This window comes from Bradyrhizobium sp. SZCCT0231 (genome assembly GCF_018130245.1).
Taxonomy (GTDB): domain Bacteria; phylum Pseudomonadota; class Alphaproteobacteria; order Rhizobiales; family Xanthobacteraceae; genus Bradyrhizobium; species Bradyrhizobium japonicum_F.
On sequence record NZ_JAFCKP010000001.1, the window covers coordinates 504664 to 525106 of the forward strand.

Annotated in this window: 12 protein-coding genes and 1 pseudogene; 6 read left to right on the top strand and 7 right to left on the bottom strand. The window is 64.7% G+C overall.

The window, feature by feature from the left end; genetic code table 11:
• Positions 1–3: 3 nt before the first annotated feature.
• Entirely contained in the window at positions 4–930 is a 927-nt protein-coding gene (gene ispH / locus JQ566_RS02300; RefSeq protein WP_212369233.1) for a 4-hydroxy-3-methylbut-2-enyl diphosphate reductase, read from the bottom strand.
• Between the two features lie 447 nt (positions 931–1377).
• On the opposite strand from ispH, the gene hpnN reads away from it, so the two are divergent.
• Positions 1378–3966, top strand: a complete 2589-nt coding sequence (gene hpnN, locus JQ566_RS02305; RefSeq protein ID WP_212369236.1) for a hopanoid transporter HpnN — start codon at positions 1378–1380, stop codon at positions 3964–3966.
• Here hpnN and JQ566_RS02310 read toward each other — a convergent pair.
• Positions 3934–4587, bottom strand: coding sequence for a DUF2147 domain-containing protein (locus JQ566_RS02310; protein ID WP_212369239.1), 654 nt, complete (start codon positions 4585–4587; stop codon positions 3934–3936). The genes hpnN and JQ566_RS02310 overlap by 33 nt on opposite strands.
• 143 nt (positions 4588–4730) lie before the next feature.
• On the opposite strand from JQ566_RS02310, the gene hpnO reads away from it, so the two are divergent.
• The gene (gene hpnO / locus JQ566_RS02315) at positions 4731–6122 is read left to right on the top strand and encodes an aminobacteriohopanetriol synthase HpnO (RefSeq protein WP_212369242.1); all 1392 of its coding nucleotides are present in this window, start codon (positions 4731–4733) and stop codon (positions 6120–6122) included.
• Between the two features lie 292 nt (positions 6123–6414).
• Here the strand turns inward: hpnO and JQ566_RS02320 are convergent.
• Positions 6415–7283: pseudogene (locus JQ566_RS02320) on the bottom strand (alpha/beta fold hydrolase).
• A gap of 12 nt (positions 7284–7295) precedes the next feature.
• Positions 7296–8915, bottom strand: coding sequence for a GMC family oxidoreductase (locus tag JQ566_RS02325; protein ID WP_212369244.1), 1620 nt, complete (start codon positions 8913–8915; stop codon positions 7296–7298).
• A 173-nt stretch (positions 8916–9088) separates the two neighbouring features.
• On the opposite strand from JQ566_RS02325, the gene JQ566_RS02330 reads away from it, so the two are divergent.
• Positions 9089–10261 carry a M20 aminoacylase family protein gene (locus JQ566_RS02330; RefSeq protein ID WP_212369247.1) on the top strand — a complete coding sequence of 391 codons (1173 nt, stop codon included), beginning with the start codon at positions 9089–9091 and terminating at the stop codon, positions 10259–10261.
• A gap of 144 nt (positions 10262–10405) precedes the next feature.
• Here the strand turns inward: JQ566_RS02330 and JQ566_RS02335 are convergent, their stop codons facing one another.
• Positions 10406–12034, bottom strand: coding sequence for an inorganic phosphate transporter (locus tag JQ566_RS02335; RefSeq protein WP_212369250.1), 1629 nt, complete (start codon positions 12032–12034; stop codon positions 10406–10408).
• 117 nt (positions 12035–12151) lie between these two features.
• Positions 12152–13546: a UdgX family uracil-DNA binding protein gene (locus tag JQ566_RS02340; protein ID WP_212369265.1), complete on the bottom strand. Its 1395-nt coding sequence runs from the start codon at positions 13544–13546 to the stop codon at positions 12152–12154.
• Positions 13547–13712: 166 nt separating this feature from the next.
• Here JQ566_RS02340 and JQ566_RS02345 point away from each other — a divergent pair, with 166 nt between their 5' ends.
• From JQ566_RS02345 to JQ566_RS02355, 3 genes are read left to right on the top strand one after another with little or no spacing between them, the layout of a single operon-like run.
• Positions 13713–14501, top strand: a complete 789-nt coding sequence (locus JQ566_RS02345) for an ImuA family protein (RefSeq protein WP_212369268.1) — start codon at positions 13713–13715, stop codon at positions 14499–14501.
• The gene (locus tag JQ566_RS02350) at positions 14398–15993 is read left to right on the top strand and encodes a Y-family DNA polymerase (protein ID WP_212369271.1); all 1596 of its coding nucleotides are present in this window, start codon (positions 14398–14400) and stop codon (positions 15991–15993) included. The genes JQ566_RS02345 and JQ566_RS02350 overlap by 104 nt, the downstream gene beginning before the upstream one ends.
• The gene (locus JQ566_RS02355) at positions 15990–19445 is read left to right on the top strand and encodes an error-prone DNA polymerase (protein WP_212369274.1); all 3456 of its coding nucleotides are present in this window, start codon (positions 15990–15992) and stop codon (positions 19443–19445) included. The genes JQ566_RS02350 and JQ566_RS02355 overlap by 4 nt, the downstream gene beginning before the upstream one ends.
• Before the next feature lie 142 nt (positions 19446–19587).
• On the opposite strand, the gene JQ566_RS02360 is transcribed toward JQ566_RS02355, so the two are convergent.
• On the bottom strand, positions 19588–20358 hold the full coding sequence (locus JQ566_RS02360) for an SDR family NAD(P)-dependent oxidoreductase (protein WP_212369277.1): 771 nt from the start codon (positions 20356–20358) through the stop codon (positions 19588–19590).
• Between the last annotated feature and the right edge of the window lie 85 nt (positions 20359–20443).

The following is a 20443-nucleotide window of genomic DNA, read 5'->3' on the forward strand; positions in this document are numbered from 1 at the left end:
GGGTCAGCTCGCGGCCAGTTGGGCCGGAAGCCGGAATTCGATGTCTTCCTCGCGGCCCGGCAACACCGAGACCTTCACTGGTCCGATCCGCCGCATCGCTTCGATCACGTCATCCACGAGTACCTCGGGCGCCGAAGCGCCGGCCGTGACGCCGACGGTCCTGGCATCCTTCAACCACGCCGGATTGAGCTCGCTGCCGTCGGCAATCAAATAACTCGCGACGCCGGCTTCGGTGCCGATTTCGCGGAGCCGGTTCGAGTTCGAGCTATTGGCAGCGCCCACCACCAAGATCACGTCGACCAGCTTGCTCAGGTTCCTTACCGCAGATTGGCGGTTCTGTGTCGCATAGCAGATATCCCGGATATCCGGGCCTTGAATATCTGTAAAGCGGGCCTGGAGGGCCGCAATGATGTCCCGGGTGTCGTCGACCGACAGGGTGGTCTGGGTGATGTAGGCCACTGGCGTATCCGCCGGCAGGGTCAGGGCCTTAACCTCTTCAACGCTTTGAACAAGCAGCACCGGCCCCGGGACCTGGCCCATCGTGCCCTCGACCTCGGGGTGGCCGGCGTGGCCGATCAGGATCAGGGTGCGGCCCTTGCTGATGTACCGCTTCCCCTGATTGTGAACTTTCGTGACCAGCGGGCAGGTGGCATTGAGCACCGGAAGGTCGCGCGCGGCGGCCTCTTCCTCGACGCTGCGGGCGACGCCATGGGCGCTGAACACCGTGACCGCCTTGGGCGGAACCTCGGAAAGTTCCTCGACGAAGATGGCGCCTTTGTTTTTCAGGCTCTCGACCACGTATTTGTTATGCACGATCTCATGGCGCACGTAGACGGGCGGGCCGTACTTCTCCAGCGCCCGTTCCACGATCTCGATCGCACGCACCACGCCCGCGCAGAAGCCGCGCGGCTGCGCCAGATAAACTTCCATTGGACGCCCATCACGCAAGTTGCACCAATCCGCTTCAAAGTCCCCGGCGGCACCCCGATACTGACCAAGGGGTGCAATATCCGCACCATTGGTTCGCGCATGCGGTAGCCGCCCACCCCCGTGGGGCTTCGGCGCATGGAGGCGCAATACTTTGTGTCAAAAAATCGGCAATAAGGAAAGATCGGAACTCGGACAAGCCATTTCCGAGGTATTTTAGTAGGGTTCACAGGCTGCGCAAGTGCGCGACATTCGTGCATCGTCCTTCGTCACTTTCCCGCCTCAACTCCCCGGCTATACCGGCCGCCCGCATGATTTTGCCACGGTCTCCCGCCGTTTACCTCGAACTTCCTCGCGGCGAGAACCATCAAAACAGCAATAGGTTTCGCCCGGGAACTCCGATAAACAGCGGGCGTTTCCGGCAAGCTGTTAACCGCAGAAAGAAAAGAAGTGCTGCAAAGCGTAGTCGTCGCCATCGTCAGGGCCTGCACCCGGTTTGCCTCCCTCGTCGTCATTCTCGGGCTCCTGCTGTCGGTCGGAGCGGGCTACTACGCTGCGCGCCACTTCGCCATCAACACCGACATCAACTCGCTGATTGCCCAAAATCTGGACTGGCGCCAGCGCGACCAGCAGTTCGATCGCTCCTTCGATCGCGATGCGACGATCACGGCGGTCGTCGAGGCCAAGACCCCCGAAATGGCGAGCGCGGCGGCGGACGCGCTCTATGCCAAGCTGAAGGACGACAAGACCAACTTCCATTCGATGCAGCAGCTCGGCAGCGGCGAGTTCTTCGAGAAGAACGGCCTGTTGTTCCTGCCGACCGAGGAGGTCGCCAAGATCACCGGCCAGTTCGAATCCGCCGCGCCGCTGATCGAGATCATGGCCGGCGATCCCTCGATTCGCGGCCTGACCGGTGCGCTGGAGACGGGCCTTGCCGGTGTCAAGCGCGGCCAGGTCAAGCTCGACAACACCGAACGGCCCTTCAACCTGATCGCGCAGACGGTCGAGACCGTGCTCAACAAGGGCAACGCCAGCTTCTCCTGGCGCGAGCTCGTCAGCGACGAACCGTTGAAGGATTCGGACAAGCGCGCCTTCATCGAGTTCAAGCCGATCCTCGATTACAACGCGCTGGAGCCGGGCAAGGGCGCGACCGACGCGATCCGGAAAGCGGCGGCCGATCTGGATTTCCCGACCAAATACCAGGCGCGGGTGCGGCTGACCGGCCCGGTCCCGATCGCCAACGAGGAATACGCCACCGTCCAGGAAGGCGCCGTCGTCAACGGCATCGGCACCGTCCTCGTCGTGCTGCTGATCCTGTGGCTGGCGCTGCATTCGGCGAAGATCATCTTTGCGGTGTTCGTCAATCTCTTCGTGGGACTTGCGATCACGACGGCGGCCGGCCTGATGATGGTCGGCTCGCTCAATCTGCTGTCGATCGCCTTCGCGGTGCTGTTCGTCGGCTTAGGGGTCGATTTCGGCATCCAGTACAGCGTCCGCTATCGCTCCGAGCGCTACAAGCACAATGACCTCTCGGGCGCGCTGGTGCTGGCGGCCAAGCGCTCGGCGGTGCCGCTGTCGCTGGCGGCAATGGCCACCGCGGCGGGCTTCCTCTGCTTCATGCCGACCGACTACAAGGGCATCTCGGAGCTCGGCCAGATTGCCGGTGTCGGCATGCTGGTGGCGTTCGTGTCCAGCATCACCGTGCTGCCGGCGCTGCTCAAGCTCCTGAACCCGCCCGGCGAGCCGGAGCCCGTCGGCTACGCCTTCCTGGCGCCGCTGGATCATTTCCTGGAGAAGCATCGCGTGCTGATCGTCGGTGGCACGCTGCTGCTCGCGCTCGGCGGCCTGCCGCTGCTCTACTTCATGAAGTTCGACTTCAACCCGATGAACCTGCGCAACCCGAAGGCCGAATCGATCGCCACCTTCCTCGACCTGCGCAAGGACCCCAACACCGGCGCCAATGCCATCAACGTGATGACGACGTCGCAAGAGCAGGCGAGGCAGGTCGAGGCGAAGCTGGAGAAGGTGCCCGAGGTGCTCAGGGTGATGTCGCTCGACAGCTTCGTGCCGCAGGACCAGCCGCCGAAGCTGAAGCTGCTCGCGCAGGGGGCCAAGGTGCTGAACCCCGCGCTGAACCCCGATCAGATCGATGCGGCGCCGACGGATCAGGAAAATGTCGAAGCGCTGAAGTCTTCAGTCGACAATCTGCGCCGGACCGCGGGCGATGCGAAGGGGCCGGGGGCGGTCGCCTCGCGCCGTCTTGCGGACGCGCTGGAGAAGCTCGCCAATGGCGAGGAGGCCACGCGCAACAAGGCGCAGGACGTGTTCGTCACGCCAATGAAGATCGTGTTCGACCAGCTCAGGAGCGCCATGCAGGCCGAGCCGGTCACCCTGAAGTCACTGCCGCCCGATCTCGTCAGCGCCTGGAAGAGCAAGGACGGCATCATCCGCGTCGAGGCGCTGCCCAAGGGCGATCCCAACGACAACGACACGCTGCGCAAATTCGCTGCGGCGGTGCTCGCGGCCGAGCCGACCGCGATCGGCGGACCGGTCTCGATCCTGAAGTCCGGCGACACCGTGGTGAAGGCGTTCATTCACGCCGGCATCTACGCGCTGCTGGTGATCGGGCTCTTGCTGTGGATCACGCTACGCCGGTTCGTCGACGTGCTGATGACGCTGGTGCCGCTTCTGGTTGCCGGCGCGGTCACGCTCGAGATTTGCGTGTTGATCGGCCTGCCGCTGAACTTCGCCAACATCGTTGCGTTTCCGCTGCTGCTGGGTGTCGGTGTCGCCTTCAAGATCTATTATGTCGTGGCCTGGCGCTCGGGTAGGACAAACCTGCTCCAGACCAGCCTGACGCGCGCGATCTTCTTCAGTGCGTTGACGACGGCGACCGCGTTCGGCAGCCTGTGGCTGTCGAGCCATCCCGGCACGTCCAGCATGGGCAAGCTGCTGGCCCTCTCGCTGGTGACGACGCTCGCGGCCGTGCTGCTATTCCAGCCGGCTCTAATGGGCAAACCCCGCAATCTCAGGGAGTAGGCAGATGTCGCCGACGGAGTCGGCGGCGCCCTTCTGACCGGGCTTGGCTGCGCCGGCAGCCTTCGGAGCTGCGGGCGCAGGCGCGGTGGCGCCTGTCGTGGCTTGGGCTGCTTGGGCCCCTTGGGCCCCTTGGGCTTTCGGCGCGGCACCGCCGGATTTCGGCGCGCCCTTGGCCATGGCGTTGACAGGACTCGAGGGGATTGGCGGGGCGACCCGGGTCCACGTCTCGCCGCCACAGAGGAAGCCCATCACGCAGCCTTTGATTTCGAGCTGATCGGGACCGGCCGGCGTGATGGTCGCGCTGTAGAGCTGGCCATCCTTGGCGTTGTAGACCTGTCCTTCCCACTGATCGACGCCGGGCTTCTTCTTCATGTCGATCAGGGTTGCCATGCCCATCGTCGGCCTGTTCTTTTTCGAGACATCCGGATTGTTCTCGTCGCGCCCACCGGGCTGCTTTTCCCAGGAAACCGCACCCCACATGCTGCCATAGCATTGGGCGACACGGATGGTGGCGACGCCGTCGGCGACCCGCCAGTCGCCGGTCGGGTCTGCAGCGAGCGCGGGGGTCAGGCAGGTGTAACCGCCGGCCAGTATAATTCCGGTGTAAAGGGCCAAACGCATGAGTGTTCCTTGGCAGTGCAACATGATCTAAAAGCTGTGCTTGCGAAGATGGTCCGAAAAAGGGCAAAAGGCCGCACAGACCGTTTACAGTAATGGTCCGGTTTCCAGTTGACGAGACGGCCCTCAACCGAAGTATGTAGCGGATGCACAGCCCAAATCCAGACATGTCTCAGCTATTCGCGGACCGTCAGGCCCAGCGCAGCACCCTGCATAACCGGTATCTGAACGAGCAGTTCGTTCGGGTCCTCAAGACGATCGGCTACGATGTCGGTTTCCAGAAGGGGCAGGGGCAGTACCTCTACGACCGCGAGGGCGCGCGCTACCTCGACCTGTTGTCCGGATTTGGCGTGTTTGCGATCGGGCGCAATCACCCGGTCATGCGCGAGGCGCTCAAGAGCGTGCTCGATGCCGACCTGCCCAACCTCGTCCAGTTCGACGTCTCGACGCTCGCCGGCGTGCTGGCCGAGCGCCTGCTGAAATACGTTCCCTATCTCGACAAGGCGTTCTTCGCCAATTCCGGCGCGGAATGCGTCGAGGCCGCGATCAAGTTCGCACGCGGCGCCACCGGCCGCCCCGGCATCGTGTATTGCGCCCACGGCTATCACGGCCTGACCTATGGCGCGCTGTCGCTGACCGGTGACTCGAATTTCCGCACCGGCTTCGAGCCGCTGCTGCCGGGCTGCACCCCGGTCCCGTTCAACGATCTGGCCGCGCTCGAAAAGGCGCTGGCCTCGCGCGAGGTCGCGGCCTTCGTCGTCGAGCCGATCCAGGGCAAGGGCGTCAACATGCCCACCGACGAGTTTCTGCCCGGCGCGGCCGCGCTCTGCAAGAAATACGGCACGCTGTTCGTCGCAGACGAGATCCAGACCGGCATGGGCCGCACCGGCCGCTTCCTCGCGGTCGAGCACTGGAACGTCGAGCCCGACATGGTGCTGCTGTCGAAGTCGCTGTCCGGCGGCCACGTGCCGGTCGGCGCCGTGCTGACGCGCAAGGCCATCTTCGACAAGATCTTCAACCAGATGGACCGCGCGGTGGTGCACGGCTCCACCTTCTCCAAGAACGATCTCGCCATGGCCGCGGGCATCGCCACGCTCGACGTCATGGAGTCCGAGAAGCTGATCGAGTCCGCGGCCAAGCGCGGCGCCGAGCTGCGCCTCGCGCTGACCCGCATGGTACCCGGCTACGAGCTGCTCAAGGAAGTCCGCGGCAAGGGCCTGATGATCGGCATCGAGTTCGGCCCGCCGAAATCGCTGCGCCTGCGGGCCTCCTGGAACGTGCTGGAGACCGCCAACAAGGGCCTGTTCTGCCAGCTCATCACCGTGCCGCTGTTCAAGGATCACAAGATCCTCACGCAAGTGGCCGGCCACGGCAGCCACACCATCAAGCTGCTGCCGCCGCTCACCATCACCGAGGAAGACTGCGCCTGGATCGAGCGCGCCTTCGACGACGTCATCGCCGGCAGCCACAAGGTCCCCGGCGCGATCTGGTCGCTCGGCAAGACGCTGGTGGACAACGCGGTGAGAAGGTCGGCTTAAGACCGATTGCTCAAGCCGCTTCAGGCTTGCTCGCCGCTTCGATCTGATCGAGCGCGATGGGGCGTGTCTACCTCAGTGGGGCAAAAACCGTATTGAATAGCGGTTGGACGTCGCCGTTCTTTTCGACCCGCGAGAATGGCGCCGTGTTGTGTTACATCGACGATCGGGATGTCCATCCAGGCCTTGCTTCGGATCAGAGGCGAAATTGTTGGACGCATCCTGCGGGCCGCGGACAGGCCGATCAGGAAATGCGTGTCGTCGACTTTCACCGAGAGCGCGGCAGTGGGGGTGCTTACTTTGAAAATTCTTGCACTGCTTTCACCACACGCTGCGGCACTTCCTGCGCCACACAATGCCCGGCGTCCTCAAACATCAGCGTACTGACGCGCGGAATGAGCGACTCCGCGCGTCGCGCCATCTCCCAGTAGATCGGCCCCGACTTCGCGGCAGTCGTGACGCGTACCGGGCAATCGATTTCAGCGAGCGAGCCGAACGGATTGCCGCGGGCATCGCCAACGTAGACCTGCGCCATCGCCTCATAGATTGGACGGATTCGATCTCCGGCATGCAGCAGAGCCGGACCCTGCCATCGTCGAGCGTCACGAAACCGTGTCGCACATAGGCCCGAAGCGAGGTGTCGGTCCAATCCGCAAATGCCGGCGCTGCGCGGTAGCGGTTGAAGACGGCATCGGAGTTGTCGAATTCGGCCTGGCGGCGCAGCGCACCTTGCACGCGGGACAGGGAGTCTTCGTCCAATCCGCCGGAGAGCGCCGCGCGCGGATCCATGATGGTCGGCTCCATCACGAACAGCCGCGTGAAACATCCGGGCAACAGCTTTGCGGCAAGCAGGAGATCGGTCGCACCCGCGCTGTGGCCAATGCCGTAGACGTTGCGTAGCTTCAACGCGTCGATCACCCGACAGATGTCGCCGGCAAAATCGAGGAAATGGTAGGAGTCGGGCTTGTGGCTCGCGCCATGGCCGCGGCGGTCGAGCGCATAGACCGTGTAGGTCGATGCAAGATCGCGCGCGACCTCGTCCCAGACGTCGGCGACGAAACCGGTGCCGTGCACGAGGAGAGCGGGCGGCTTCCCGCTCTCGCCCCATTGCAGCATGGCGATCTCTGCGTCGGCGGGGCCGATTGAAAAGCGCTGACTGATCATGGTGATCGGATGCTACTTCGCATCCTCCAAAATCATCGTCGCGCCTTTCTCGGCGATCATCGCGGTCGGCGTGTTGGTGTTGCCTGAGGTGATCGTCGGCATGATCGAGGCATCGACGATGCGCAGGCCGTCGAGGCCGTAGAAGCGCAACCGCTCGTCCACCACCGCCATCGGATCGTTCGCCGTGCCCATCTTCGCCGTGCCGACGGGATGGAAGATGGTGGTGCCGATGTCGCCGGCGGCTTTCGCGAGGGAGGCATCGTCGTCGCCGACGGAGGGGCCCGGCAGATATTCGCTGGGGCGATACTTGGCCAGCGCTTTCTGCTGCATCAGGCGCCGCGTGGTGCGAATGGCGTCGGCGGCGACCTGGCGGTCGTCGTCGGTCGACAGGTAATTTGGCGCGATGATCGGCTTCTCATCAGGCGTTGTCGCGCGCAACCGCACGGTACCGCGCGAGGTCGGCTGCAGATTGCACGCGCTCACCGTGATCGCAGGGAAACGGTGCAAGGGATCGCCGAACTTGTCGAGCGACAGCGGCTGCACGTGGAACTGGATGTTGGCGCGGGCGCGCGTCGCATCGGAGCGCGTGAAGATGCCGAGCTGCGACGGCGCCATGGTCAGCGGGCCGCGGCGGCGGAAAGCGTAGTCGAGCCCCATCAGGCCGCGGCGGAACAGGTTGTAGTAGGTCTCGTTCAGCGTGCGCACGCCCTCGACCTTGTAGATCGCGCGCTGCTGCAGGTGATCCTGCAGATTGCGCCCCACGCCGGGCTTGTCCATGACGATGTCGATGCCGAGCGGGGACAGCCAGTCGGCCGGTCCAATGCCGGAGCGATGCAGGACCTGCACCGAGCCGATCGAGCCGGCCGAGAGCACCACTTCGCGTTTCGCCCGCGCCTCGATGATCTCGCCGTTCTGGATGAAGCGCACGCCGACGGCGCGGCCCTGCTCGATGATGAGGCGGTCGACCAGCACATGCTTCTCGAGCCGCAGATTGGGGCGGTTCAGCGCGGGCTTGAGGAAGCCGCGCGCCGACGACCAGCGCCGGCCGCGCTTCTGGTTGACATGGAAATAGCTGGTGCCTTCGTTGTCGCCAGTGTTGAAATCCGGGATGCGCTTGATGCCCATCTCCTCGGCAGCATCGCCGACGGCGTCGAGAACGGCCCATGACAGCCGCGGTGCCTCGATGCGCCAGCCGCCGCCGGCGCCGTGATGCTCGCTGGCGCCGAGGAAGTGGTCCTCGAGCCGCTTGAACAGCGGCAGCACGTCGTCATAGCCCCAGCCGGTCAGCCCAAGCTGGCGCCAGTGATCGTAGTCGGCAGCCTGTCCGCGCATCGAGATCATGGCGTTGATCGCCGAGCAGCCGCCGATCACCTTGCCGCGGGGATAAGCCAGCGCGCGGCCGTTCAGGCCGGGCTCGGCCTCCGTCTTGAACATCCAGTCGGAGCGGGGATTGCCGATGGCGAAGAGATAGCCGACCGGGATGTGGAACCAGATCCAATTGTCGTCGCCGCCGGCTTCCAGGATGAGGACGCGGTTGTTGCGATCGGCCGACAGCCGGTTCGCGATGATACAGCCTGCCGTACCGGCTCCGACGACAATGTAGTCAAACTCACCTTCAAGCCGCCTCGGCATTCTGTTTCCACCCGGATGGTCTCTTTGCGTTCCGTCTAATAGGCAGACGCAGCGGGTCGGGACAAGCCCGGCCATGCCTGTTCGTCAGGGCCAGATCCCAATCCCAGGGAGTTGGGTGGACTGACGCTTGCATGGTAGACAGTCCTGTATTCTCAACAAGCTCGAGACCCTCCATGCCCATCGTGAACCGCGTCGCCGACCTTCAACCCGATATCCAGGCCTGGCGGCGGGACATCCATGAGCATCCCGAGCTGCTGTATGACGTCCACCGCACCGCAGCATTCGTCGCGGACCGGCTGCGGGAGTTCGGCTGCGATGAGGTCGTGACCGGCCTCGGCCAGACCGGCGTGGTGGGCGTGATCAAGGGCAACAGGCCGGCCGGCGAGGGGCTCAAGGTGATCGGCATGCGTGCCGACATGGACGCGCTGCCGGTCGAGGAGCAGACCAATCTGCCTTACGCCTCCAAGACCCCCGGCAAGATGCACGCCTGCGGCCATGACGGCCATACTGCGATGCTGCTGGGGGCCGCCCGCTATCTCGCCGAGACCCGCAATTTTGCCGGCGATGCCGTTGTGATCTTCCAGCCGGCCGAGGAGGGTGGCGCTGGCGGCGCGGCCATGGTCAAGGACGGCCTGATGGAGCGCTTCGGCATCGAGCAGGTCTACGGCATGCACAACGGGCCGGGCATCCCGGTCGGCTCGTTCGCGATCCGGCCGGGTCCGATCATGGCGGCGACCGACGAGGTCGACATCATGATCGAGGGCGTCGGCGGCCACGCCGCGCGTCCGCACAAATGCGTCGATTCCGTGCTGGTCGGCGCGCAGGTGATCACGGCCTTGCAGTCGATCGTCGCGCGCAGCGTCGATCCCCTGGAATCCGCGGTGATCTCGATCTGCGAATTCCACGCCGGCAACGCCCGCAACGTCATTCCGCAGACCGCGACGCTGAGAGGCACCATCCGCACGCTGTCGCCGGAGGTACGCAAGCTGGTCGAGAAGCGCGTGCATGAAGTCGTGGCAGGCGTGGCGCAGATCACCGGCGCCAAGATCGACCTGCGCTACAAGCGCAATTATCCCGTCGTGAACAATCATGCGGCGGAGACCGAGGTGGCGCGCCGCATTGCCACGCAGGTCGCGGGCGAGGCCAATGTGCACGAGATGGCGCCGCTGATGGGCGGCGAGGATTTCGCCTACATGCTGGAAGCGCGGCCCGGCGCCTTCATCTTCTGCGGCAACGGCGACAGCGCCGGCCTGCATCACCCCGCCTATAATTTCAACGACGAGGCGATCGTCTTCGGCACGTCCTATTGGGTGAAGCTGGTCGAGGAGCAGCTCGCGGCGTCCTAGTTCACCTCGCCCCGCTTGCGGGGAGAGGTCGGCGCGAAGCGCCGGGTGAGGGGGGCTCTCCGCGAGTCCATCTGTCACTATTTTCGCGGATGGAGCCCCTCACCCCAACCCTCTCCCCGTAAGAACGGGGAGAGGGAGAGGCTCTCAGAACATCCGCGAGAAGATCACGTAGAGCGTGGCCGAGAGCATGATCGCGCAGGGCAGCGTCAGCACCCAAGCCATCAGCAGGTTGCGGATGGTCGACCATTGCAGGCCTGAACCGTTCGCCGCCATGGTGCCGGCGACGCCCGACGACAACACATGCGTGGTGGAGACCGGCAGGCCGAACACGTCGGCGGCGCCGATCGTGGCCGCGGCAACGAGCTCGGCGGACGCTCCTTGCGCGTAGGTGAGATGGGACTTGCCGATCTTCTCGCCGACCGTGATCACGATGCGCTTCCAGCCGATCATGGTGCCGAGGCCGAGCGCGATGGCGACCGCGATCTTCACCCAGTTGGGGATGAACTTCGTGGCGGCGTCGAGCGAGCCCTTGTAGGCGTTCAAGGTCGCGATCTCCTCCTTGTTGAGATCGTTCTCCTTGTCCTTCATCAGGAACCGGATCGCTTCCGCGGTCATGTACATGTCGTTGCGGGTGTTGCCGACGGCTTCCGCCGGCACCTTGTTCAGCGTGCCGTACTTGGCGACCTGATCGCCGACGTCCTTCACCAGCACCGCGAGCGAGGGATAGGTGCCCTCGTTGATGTGGCGCAGCGTGATGTACTGCGTCACGGCGGGGCGGGGATCGCCGATGATGCTGTGGCCGGCGCCCTTCGCCGAGATCACCTTGGCGGCGGCATCCGAGGTCTTCTGGAACTGGACGACCTGGGATTCCGGCAGCGCGCGGTTGAGCGCGTAGGCCGTCGGCACGGTGCCGATCAGGATCAGCATGATCAGGCCCATGCCCTTCTGGCCGTCGTTCGAGCCGTGCGCGAAGCTGACGCCGGTGCAGGTTGCGATCAGCAGGCCGCGGATCCAGAGCGGCGGCGCCTTGTTGCCTTCGGGCGCGGAATAGAGCGCCGGGTTGCGCACGATGAACTTGAGCAGCAGCAACAGCGTGGCGGCGCAGATGAAGCCGAACAGGGGCGACAGCAGCAGCGCGTAGCCGATCTCGGTCGCCTTGGTCCAGTCCACGCCCGAGGTGCCGTCGCGGCCGCGCATGACGGCGTTGGCGACGCCGACGCCGATGATCGAGCCGATCAGCGTGTGCGAGGAGGAGGCGGGCAGGCCGAAGAACCAGGTGCCGAGATTCCACAGGATCGCGGCGATCAGCAGCGCGAACACCATGGCGAAGCCGGCGCTGGAGCCGACCTGGAGGATCAGCTCGACCGGCAGCAGCGAGACGATGCCGAAGGCGACCGCGCCGGAGGACAGCAGCACGCCGAGGAAGTTGAAGAAGCCCGACCACATCACCGCGACTTCGGCCGGCAGCGAATGGGTGTAGATGACCGTGGCCACCGCATTGGCAGTGTCGTGGAAGCCGTTGACGAACTCGAAGCCGAGCGCGATCAGGAGCGCAACGAACAGGAGGATGTAGGGCAGGTAGGTCGTCACCCGCGCGCCGGTGTCGCTGACGTCGACATAGATGCTGTAGGCGACGAACAGCAGGCCCGCGGCGAGGACGCCGAAGAACAGGATCATCGTCAGCGGATTGAAGCCCTTGTCGAGATTTGGCCGCGAGGCCGGCTGGACGGGCGCGGGATCTGCTGCCGCGCGGTCGAATGCTACATCGGTCATGTCTGGACGCCCCTTAACTTTCAGGTAAGGGTATTGTCCGCGATGGATTTGAAGGCTGCATGACAACCGAGGCGTGAAAACCGCTTTCATGCCAGCATGCCGTTTTCCTGTCAGTACTTAGGCAGCTCGTGCGGCCTTCTTCTGCAAGCCGGCGGCGATCTTCAAATCCTCGACAAAGCGCTGATACTCCAGCACCTTGGCTTCCGGATCGGGCAGCCGCAGCAGATAGGACGGATGCACCGTCACGAGCGCCTTGCGTCCGTCGGGAAGATCGATCAACCGACCGCGGTTCTTGCCGATAGGGGTGATCTTGCCGAATACGCTCTGCGCTGCAGTTGCGCCCATCGCCACGATGAGATCCGGCTGGATTGCCGAAACTTCCCGCTCATACCATTGCCGGCACGCCCGGATCTCAGGTGTGTTCGGCTTCTGGTGCAGGCGAATTTTTCCGCGCGGCACGAATTTGAAGTGCTTCACGGCATTGGTGACATAGACCTTCTTGCGGTCGACGCCGGCTTCCTCCAGCGCGCGGTCGAGCATCTGGCCGGCCGGACCGACGAAGGGATGGCCGGCGAGGTCTTCCTTGTCGCCGGGCTGCTCGCCGACCAGCATGATGTTGGCATTCTCAGGGCCCTCGCCGAACACGGTCTGCGTCGCGTCCTTGTAGAGATGGCAGGCGCGGCAATGCGCGGCCTCCTCGCGGAGCGTTTCGAGATCGTCGGCAGCTGGCTTGCGTTTCATCGGAGTCTCCGGCCGCTGGACGATGCGTCCGCCGGTCCAGCGTTCGGCGTCAGCGAGCAGAGGTCCAAGTATCGATGCGTCCTCGAGGTTCCTCCGGCGTTTCACCGGCGCGTCGGTCGTCGTCAGGCGGTCGGGTTGGAAATGGCGCCGCCAGGTTTCTTCCAGGCGGCCGGGGGCCGGCCGCTCCGTCCGGCTGATCCCCGGCGTGAATGAGATCGCGTGACCGTCCCAATGGGCACAAACGTCGGGCGTGAGGATGGACCAGGGCATGTCGGCAAAACGACGCGCAAAGAACGGTGCGGCGAATGCGACGATATGATGCTCCGGCTCAAACCAGGCGGCGTAATGCGCCTTCTGCTCGCGCCCGATCTCGCGGAAGCGGACGAGATCGCGCATCCGCTGCGCATCGCGCTGCACCGCGCCTGCCATCGTGGTTGCCTGCGCTACGTCGGGATCACTCATCGTTGCGAGCAGGTCGTGATCGGCCTTCAATCGCCAGAGCAGGCGATAGAGCAGAGCAAAACGCTCGTCGCCGCGATACAGGATCGCGATGCGGGCAAGCTCGATGAAATTGGCCGGCACGGTGAACGTGCTCTCGGTTTCGATCGGCGGAAGGCTCGGCGCTTCGGACAGGCCAGGTCCCAGGTCTTTCGTTTGGCCTTGCACGTGCCACTCCACGTCCGCCGGGGCGACGTGGTGCAGCGCGAATGCGCGTGCGGCTTTGCGCCAGCCGTCGAAATCGGTCTGGCTGTCCAGGGTGATGAGGTACATGGCACATGAATCCTCTTGATTTCGCTCATGAATCCGACTGAGCGCCAATTCGATTGACTCTCGGGCCGCTGTTAGCTTTATATTAGAACATATCATGAACAAATGAGCCAGCCGCAGGTTCTTATTTTTGAGAACCTCGGCAATCACCTCTGAAGGAGCGGCGAGCATGAGCGGCGCACGTGGAAGCGCGCTTGCGATCTTGCGCGGCCAGATCGAGCGCATCGAGACGGCGGAGATCGTGCATCAGCGCGATCGCGTCGCGCTCGGCCACAGCGAGGCCGATAGCGCGCTGAAGGGCGGGCTCGCGCGCGCGGCGATCCACGAGGTGTTTTGCGAGGGGCGCCAGGGCGCGGCCGCGACGGGTTTTGTCACCGGGCTTGCGGGACGCGTGAGCGCGCGCCGGCCGCTGCTGTGGGTGCGGCAGGATTTTTCGGAAATCGAAACCGGCGCGCTGTCGATGAGCGGGCTCGCCGAGCTCGGCCTCGATCCGCGCCGCGTGGTGATGGTGCGCGCCGCCGATGTCGAGAGTGCGCTGCGCACCTCGGCCGACGCGCTCGCCTGCGATGCGCTGGGTGCGGTCGTGCTCGAGCTCTGGGGTGAGATCAGGCAGTTCGATCTCGTGGCGAGCCGCAAGCTGACGCTGGCCGCGCAAGGCTCCGGCGTCACCGGCCTCTTATTGCGCATGGCCGCGCAGCCGCTGCCTTCGACCGCGGAGACCAGGTGGATGCTGCGTGCGGCACATTCACCGCCGGGCTCGGTGTGGAGTGCCTGGGGCGCGCCGGTGTTCGATGCCGAGCTCTTGCGCAATCGTCATGGCCCGTGCGGCCGGTGGATCATGGAATGGAATTGTGATGAGTGCCAATTCAGTGAACCGTCGACGTATCCTCAGCCTGTGGCTGCCGCGCCTGCCCATCGACAGGATCCAGCGGTTCTTCAACAGCGCCGGGCTGGGTAAAACCAATCATGAGCCGAGCATCGTCGTCATCAAGGACAACAATGCGCTGGTGATCCATGCGCTGGACGAGGCCGCCGAGCGCCTCGGCCTGTATATCGGTCAGCCGCTCGCCAATGCGCGGGCGATGTGTCCGGACTTGCGTGTGTTCGACGCCGACCCTGTCGCTGATGCGAAGACGCTCAGCGACATCGCCGATTGGTGCGACCGCTTCACGCCGCTGGTGGCGCTCGATCCGCCGCATGGGCTGTTCCTCGATATCACCGGTTGCGCGCATCTGTTCGGCGGCGAAGCTGCGCTGTTGCAGACACTGGTCCGCGCGCTTGCACGTCAGGGCTTTGCCGTCAGCGCGGCGATCGCCGGCACGTCGGTCTGCGCGCGCACGCTGACGCGGCAGGCGACAGGCACCATCGTGGCCGATGGCGGGGAGGCGGAGGCGATCAGTCCATTTCCGGTCTCCGCGCTCGGTGCGGGCGAGGCCATCACCACCGGCCTGCGTCGCGCCGGCCTGAAGACCATCGGCGATGTCGCCTCGCGCGAGCCGCACGAGATCACGGCGCGGTTCGGCGCGCGTTTCTCCACGCTGCTCGCGCATGCGCTGGGGCAGGGCGATGCGCCGATCAACCCGCGCAAGCCATTGCCCGATTACATCGTGGAGAAGCGCTTTGCCGAGCCGATCGCGACCGACACCATGATCGCGATGACGCTGTCGCGGCTTGCCGACACGTTGATTGCGTCCATGGAGAAGCAGGGCAAGGGCGCGCGCCGTCTCGAAGCGGCCTTCTTCCGCACCGACGGCGTGGTGCGCGCGATCACGGTCGAGACCGGACGTCCGGTGACGCGAAGCGCCGTGATCGACCGGCTGTTCCGCGAGCGCCTCGATGCGCTCGCCGATCCGCTCGATCCCGGCTTCGGCTTCGACATGGTGCGGCTGTCGGCGAGCCGCACCGAGATCGTGGTTCAGGAGCAGCGCGACCTCGACGCGCATGTCCACGACAATGACGAGCTCGCTGCGCTGATCGACCGCATCGCCGCCCGCATCGGCGGAAAGCGCGTCGTCGTTCATCTGCCGCAGGACACCCATATCCCCGAACGCGCGGTTTGGTCCGCCCCCGCCCAGCATCATCTCACTGCTGCCATGCAGGCCGAATGGCCTGTTCGTACCGAGAGCGAGCCGCCGCTGCGTCCCTTAAGGCTGTTCGACAAGCCGGAGCCGATCAAGGTGCCGTTCGCGACCGTGCCGGATGGCCCGCCGCATCAATTCACCTGGCGCCGTGCGCTGCATGCGGTGGTGCGGGTGGAGGGGCCCGAGCGCATCGCCATGGAATGGTGGCGGCAGGACGGCAAGCAGCTGACGCGGGATTATTTTCGCATCGAGGATGCCGAAGGCCTGCGCTTCTGGATCTTTCGCGACGGTCTCTACGAGGGAGAGGTGTTCGACGGCGACGGCAAGCCCGCTTCTCCCGGCTGGTATGTGCACGGTCTCTTCGCATGAATACGCCCGCCTATGCCGAGATCGGCATCACCACAAACTTCTCCTTCCTGCGCGGCGGCTCGGACCCGCGCGCCTATGTGCATCAGGCCAGCATCCTTGGCATCCCCGCGATCGGCATCGCCGACCACAACACGCTCGCCGGCGTGGTGCGGGCCTACAAGGAGCTCGACAATGACAAGGTGCTGCACAAGCCGAAACTGCTGATCGGCGCGCGCATCGTCTTCATCGACGGCACGCCCGACATCCTGGTCTATCCGCGCGACCGCGCCGCCTATGGCCGGCTCTGTCAGCTCCTCACAAGGGGCAAGCGCGGCGACGACATCATGCGGATCGAGAAGGGCGAGTGCCATCTCACCTTCGCTGATCTTCTCGAGTTCTCGGAAGGCCAGCTCCTGGTCTTGACGCTGCCGCATCGCTTCGATCCGGCGCAGGCGCTGGATGTTCTCGCAAAGCTTAGGGATAGTCGTGCCGAGGACGTGTGGCTGGCGGCGAGCCTGATCTATCGCGGCGACGACCGGCGGCGCCTCTCGCGGCTCGATGATCTCGCGGCAAAAGCAAGGGTGCCGCTGCTCGCGACCAACGAGGTGCTCTATCACCATCCCGCGCGCCGTCCTCTCCAGGACGTGCTGACCTGCATCCGGGAAAAGACCACGATCGCGGCGGTCGGGAAGAAGCTGGAAGCCAATGCCGAGCGGTTCCTGAAGACGCCGCGCGAGATGGCGCGGCTGTTCCGCGATTTCCCCGAGGCGATCGCGGAGACCATGCGCTTTGCGGACAGGATCGACTTCTCGCTCGACCAGCTCAAATACCAGTACCCGGACGAGCCGGTGCCGCCGGGCAAGACTGCACAGGGACATCTGGAGGATCTGACCTGGGCCGGCGTGAAGAAATATTTCAACGACGATATCGACGACAAGCTGCGCGCCACGCTGAAGAAAGAGCTCGCGCTGATCGCCGAGCTGAAATACGCGCATTACTTCCTCACCGTGCACGACATCGTCCACTACGCGCGCAGCCAGAACATTTTGTGCCAGGGGCGGGGATCGGCGGCGAACTCGGCCGTGTGCTACGTGCTCGGCATCACCTCGGTCGACCCGACCAAGGTCGATCTGTTGTTCGAGCGCTTCATCTCCAAGGAACGGCTGGAGCCGCCCGACATCGACGTCGATTTCGAGCATTCGCGGCGCGAGGAGGTGATGCAATATGTCTACCGCCGCTATGGCCGCCACCGCGCCGCGATCATCGCCACCGTCATCCACTACCGCCCGCGCAGCGCCATCCGCGATGTCGGCAAGGCGCTCGGCCTGACCGAGGACGTCACCGTCGCGCTCGCCGACACCGTCTGGGGCAGCTGGGGCAAGGGTCTCAACGACATGCAGGTCAGGCAGGCCGGGCTCGATCCGCAAAACCCCATGATCAACCTCGCGGTCGAGCTTGCGACCGAGCTGATCGAATTCCCGCGCCATCTCTCCCAGCATGTCGGCGGCTATGTGCTGACGCAGGACCGGCTCGACACCTACGTGCCGATCGGCAATGCCGCGATGGACGACCGCACCTTCATCGAATGGGACAAGGACGACGTCGATGCGCTTCATATGATGAAGGTCGACGTGCTGGCGCTGGGCATGCTGACCTGCATCAGGAAGTGTTTTGACTTGATCGCAAATCACAAGGGTGAGCGTTACGTGCTGGCGAGCGTCCCGCAGGACGATCCCAGAGTTTACGACATGCTGTGTGCCGGGGAGTCGCTCGGCGTGTTCCAGGTCGAGAGCCGCGCCCAGATGAACATGCTGCCGCGCCTGAAGCCGCGGACCTTCTACGATCTCGTCATCGAAGTCGCGATCGTGCGGCCGGGGCCGATCCAGGGCGACATGGTGCATCCTTACTTAAGGCGGCGGAACGGGCTCGAGAAGGTGAGCTATCCCGCGCCGTCACCGGAGCATGGCGACAAGGACGAACTCTACAAGGTGCTGCACAAGACGCTCGGGGTTCCGCTGTTCCAGGAGCAGGCGATGCGCATTGCGATCGAGGCCGCGCACTTCACCTCGGAGGAAGCCAACGGCCTGCGCCGCTCGATGGCGACATTCCGCAATGTCGGCACCATCGGCCAATACGAGGAGAAGCTGATCGGCAACATGGTCGCGCGCGGCTACGACCCCAATTTCGCCAGAAGCTGCTTTGACCAGATCAAGGGGTTTGGCTCCTACGGTTTTCCTGAGAGCCATGCCGCGAGCTTTGCACAGCTGGTCTACATTTCGTCGTGGCTGAAGCACTACCATCCCGACGCCTTCTGCTGCGGTCTGTTGAACTCGCAGCCGATGGGCTTTTATGCGCCGGCGCAGATCGTCGGCGATGCCCGCAAGAACGGCGTCGAAGTGCGCGACATCGATGTGTCCTACAGCTTTGCGCAGAACACGCTGGAGAACACTGGCGGAGAATATTGTGCCGTGCGCCTCGGCTTTCGCCAGATCGACGGTTTTCACTGGCTGGATGAAGATGAGGAGAGGCTGAAACGCTCCCAGCTGTCATTCCGGGGCGCGCCGAAAGGCGCGAGCCCGGAATCCATCGGGCCGCATACGCCAGGCGGAATGGATTCCGGGTTCGTCGCTGACGCGACGCCCCGGAATGACGTCGAAAAGGACTGGGCCGACCTCATCGTCGCCGCCCGCAACCGCCGACCCTTCACCTCGCTGGAAGATTTTGCCCGCGACACCGGCCTGCCCAAGCGCGCGCTGATCCTGCTGGCCGATGCCGACGCGTTCCGCTCGCTCGGGCTCGACCGCCGCGAGGCGTTGTGGCAGGTGCGGCGGCTGCCCGACGACGTGCCGCTGCCGCTGTTCGAGGCGGCGACCGCGCGCGAGCAGCCGGACGAAGGCGCAAAGCCGCTGCCGGTGATGCCGCGCGCCGAGCAGGTGGTCGCGGACTACCAGACCATCCGGCTGTCGCTGAAGGGCCATCCGATGGAATTTTTGCGCGAGATGTTTACGCGCGAGCGCATCGTCGCCTGCAAGGACATCAGCCATGAGAACGAGCGGCGCCGCGTCCGCTGCGCCGGCGTGGTCCTGGTCCGGCAGCGGCCGGGCAGCGCCAGCGGCGTCGTGTTCATGACGCTGGAGGACGAAACCGGCATCGCCAATGTCGTGGTGTGGCCCAAGATCATGGAGCAGTACCGGAAAGAAGTGATGGGCGCGCGCCTCATCCTGGTCGAGGGCTATATCCAGAGCAGCCCCGAGAAGGTGACACATCTCATCGCCCAGCGCATGGTCGACCGCTCGCACGATCTGGTCGGCCTCGCCAACGATGCGCTCAGCCGCAAGCATCCGGTGCCGTCAGGCGCGACCGTGGTCGAACCGCTGAACGAAGACCCTCGCGCGCTTACGGACATGCCAGCGCAAAAAATCCGTCACCCCCGCAACGTCCGCATCCTGCCGCCGTCGCGGGATTTTCATTGAGGCTCTTCGCCTCCAGCAAAGTTGCCGTAGGATGGGCAAAGGCGCATAGCGCCGTGCCCACCTTCTAGGGGTCTCGTCCCGAAAGCGGTGGGCACGCTTCGCTTTGCCCGCCCTACAAGTTCTTCGATGATGATGCCGCCCCTCAAAAATTCACCCGGTTCGAGATCGCCCCATCCACGACGAGATTCGACCCCGTGGTGAACCCCGACACCGGGCTCGCCAGAAACACCGCCGCGCTCGCGATTTCTTGCGGCGTCGCCATGCGGCCCGTCGGGTTGCGCTTCATCGCGTCCTGGTACCGCTCCGGCATGTTCTTCTCGATCATCTCCCAGACGCCGCCCTTGAAATAGACGGTGCCGGGCGAGACCACGTTGACCCGGATCTTCTTCTTCGCGTATTGCCGCGCCAGTCCCTTGGCCATGTGGATCAGCGCGGCCTTGATCGGGCCGTAGGAGCTGGCCGTGTCCGCCTGCGCCGCGGCGATCGACGAGATGATCACGAAGGCGGCATCGCCGCTGCTGGCGCCGCCTGTCTCGAGGAACGGCCGCGCGGCATCGAAGGCGTGCACGGCGCCGAGCACGTCGAGCCGGAAATTCTGCTCCCAGGATGCGGGATCGTGTCCTTGCGCCATTGCGCCGGCATTGGAGAATAGCATGTCGATGCCGCCGAGCTCCTTTGCTGCAGCCTCGATCCAGGATTTCAGCGCCGCGCCGTCGGTGACATCGACCGGGCCGCCGGTGGCACGGATGCCGCTCGCCTTCAACTCCGCGACGGTGGCCGCAACCTGATCCGCGTTGCGCGCGCAGACCGCGACATTGGCGCCTTCGCCGGCCAGCGCCGCCGCAATCGCCCGCCCGATGCCGCGCGTGCCGCCGAGCACGACGGCGTTCTTGCCTCTGAGACCGAGATCCATTGTTAGCTCCCTTTGTTGGTCGCAGGGACTGTAGCTGTTTCGCGAGACGCCCAGAAGCCTCCACGTCGTCATTGCGAGGAGCTCT

What these genes read in the sequence shown, in the direction of transcription:
- ispH (WP_212369233.1), bottom strand. Translation starts at nt 930, where the DNA reads ATGGAAGTTTATCTGGCGCAGCCGCGCGGCTTCTGCGCGGGCGTGGTG.
- JQ566_RS02310 (WP_212369239.1), bottom strand. Translation starts at nt 4,587, where the DNA reads ATGCGTTTGGCCCTTTACACCGGAATTATACTGGCCGGCGGTTACACC.
- hpnO (WP_212369242.1), top strand. Translation starts at nt 4,731, where the DNA reads ATGCACAGCCCAAATCCAGACATGTCTCAGCTATTCGCGGACCGTCAG.
- JQ566_RS02325 (WP_212369244.1), bottom strand. Translation starts at nt 8,915, where the DNA reads ATGCCGAGGCGGCTTGAAGGTGAGTTTGACTACATTGTCGTCGGAGCC.
- JQ566_RS02330 (WP_212369247.1), top strand. Translation starts at nt 9,089, where the DNA reads ATGCCCATCGTGAACCGCGTCGCCGACCTTCAACCCGATATCCAGGCC.
- JQ566_RS02335 (WP_212369250.1), bottom strand. Translation starts at nt 12,034, where the DNA reads ATGACCGATGTAGCATTCGACCGCGCGGCAGCAGATCCCGCGCCCGTC.
- JQ566_RS02340 (WP_212369265.1), bottom strand. Translation starts at nt 13,546, where the DNA reads ATGTACCTCATCACCCTGGACAGCCAGACCGATTTCGACGGCTGGCGC.
- JQ566_RS02345 (WP_212369268.1), top strand. Translation starts at nt 13,713, where the DNA reads ATGAGCGGCGCACGTGGAAGCGCGCTTGCGATCTTGCGCGGCCAGATC.
- JQ566_RS02350 (WP_212369271.1), top strand. Translation starts at nt 14,398, where the DNA reads ATGAGTGCCAATTCAGTGAACCGTCGACGTATCCTCAGCCTGTGGCTG.
- JQ566_RS02355 (WP_212369274.1), top strand. Translation starts at nt 15,990, where the DNA reads ATGAATACGCCCGCCTATGCCGAGATCGGCATCACCACAAACTTCTCC.
- JQ566_RS02360 (WP_212369277.1), bottom strand. Translation starts at nt 20,358, where the DNA reads ATGGATCTCGGTCTCAGAGGCAAGAACGCCGTCGTGCTCGGCGGCACG.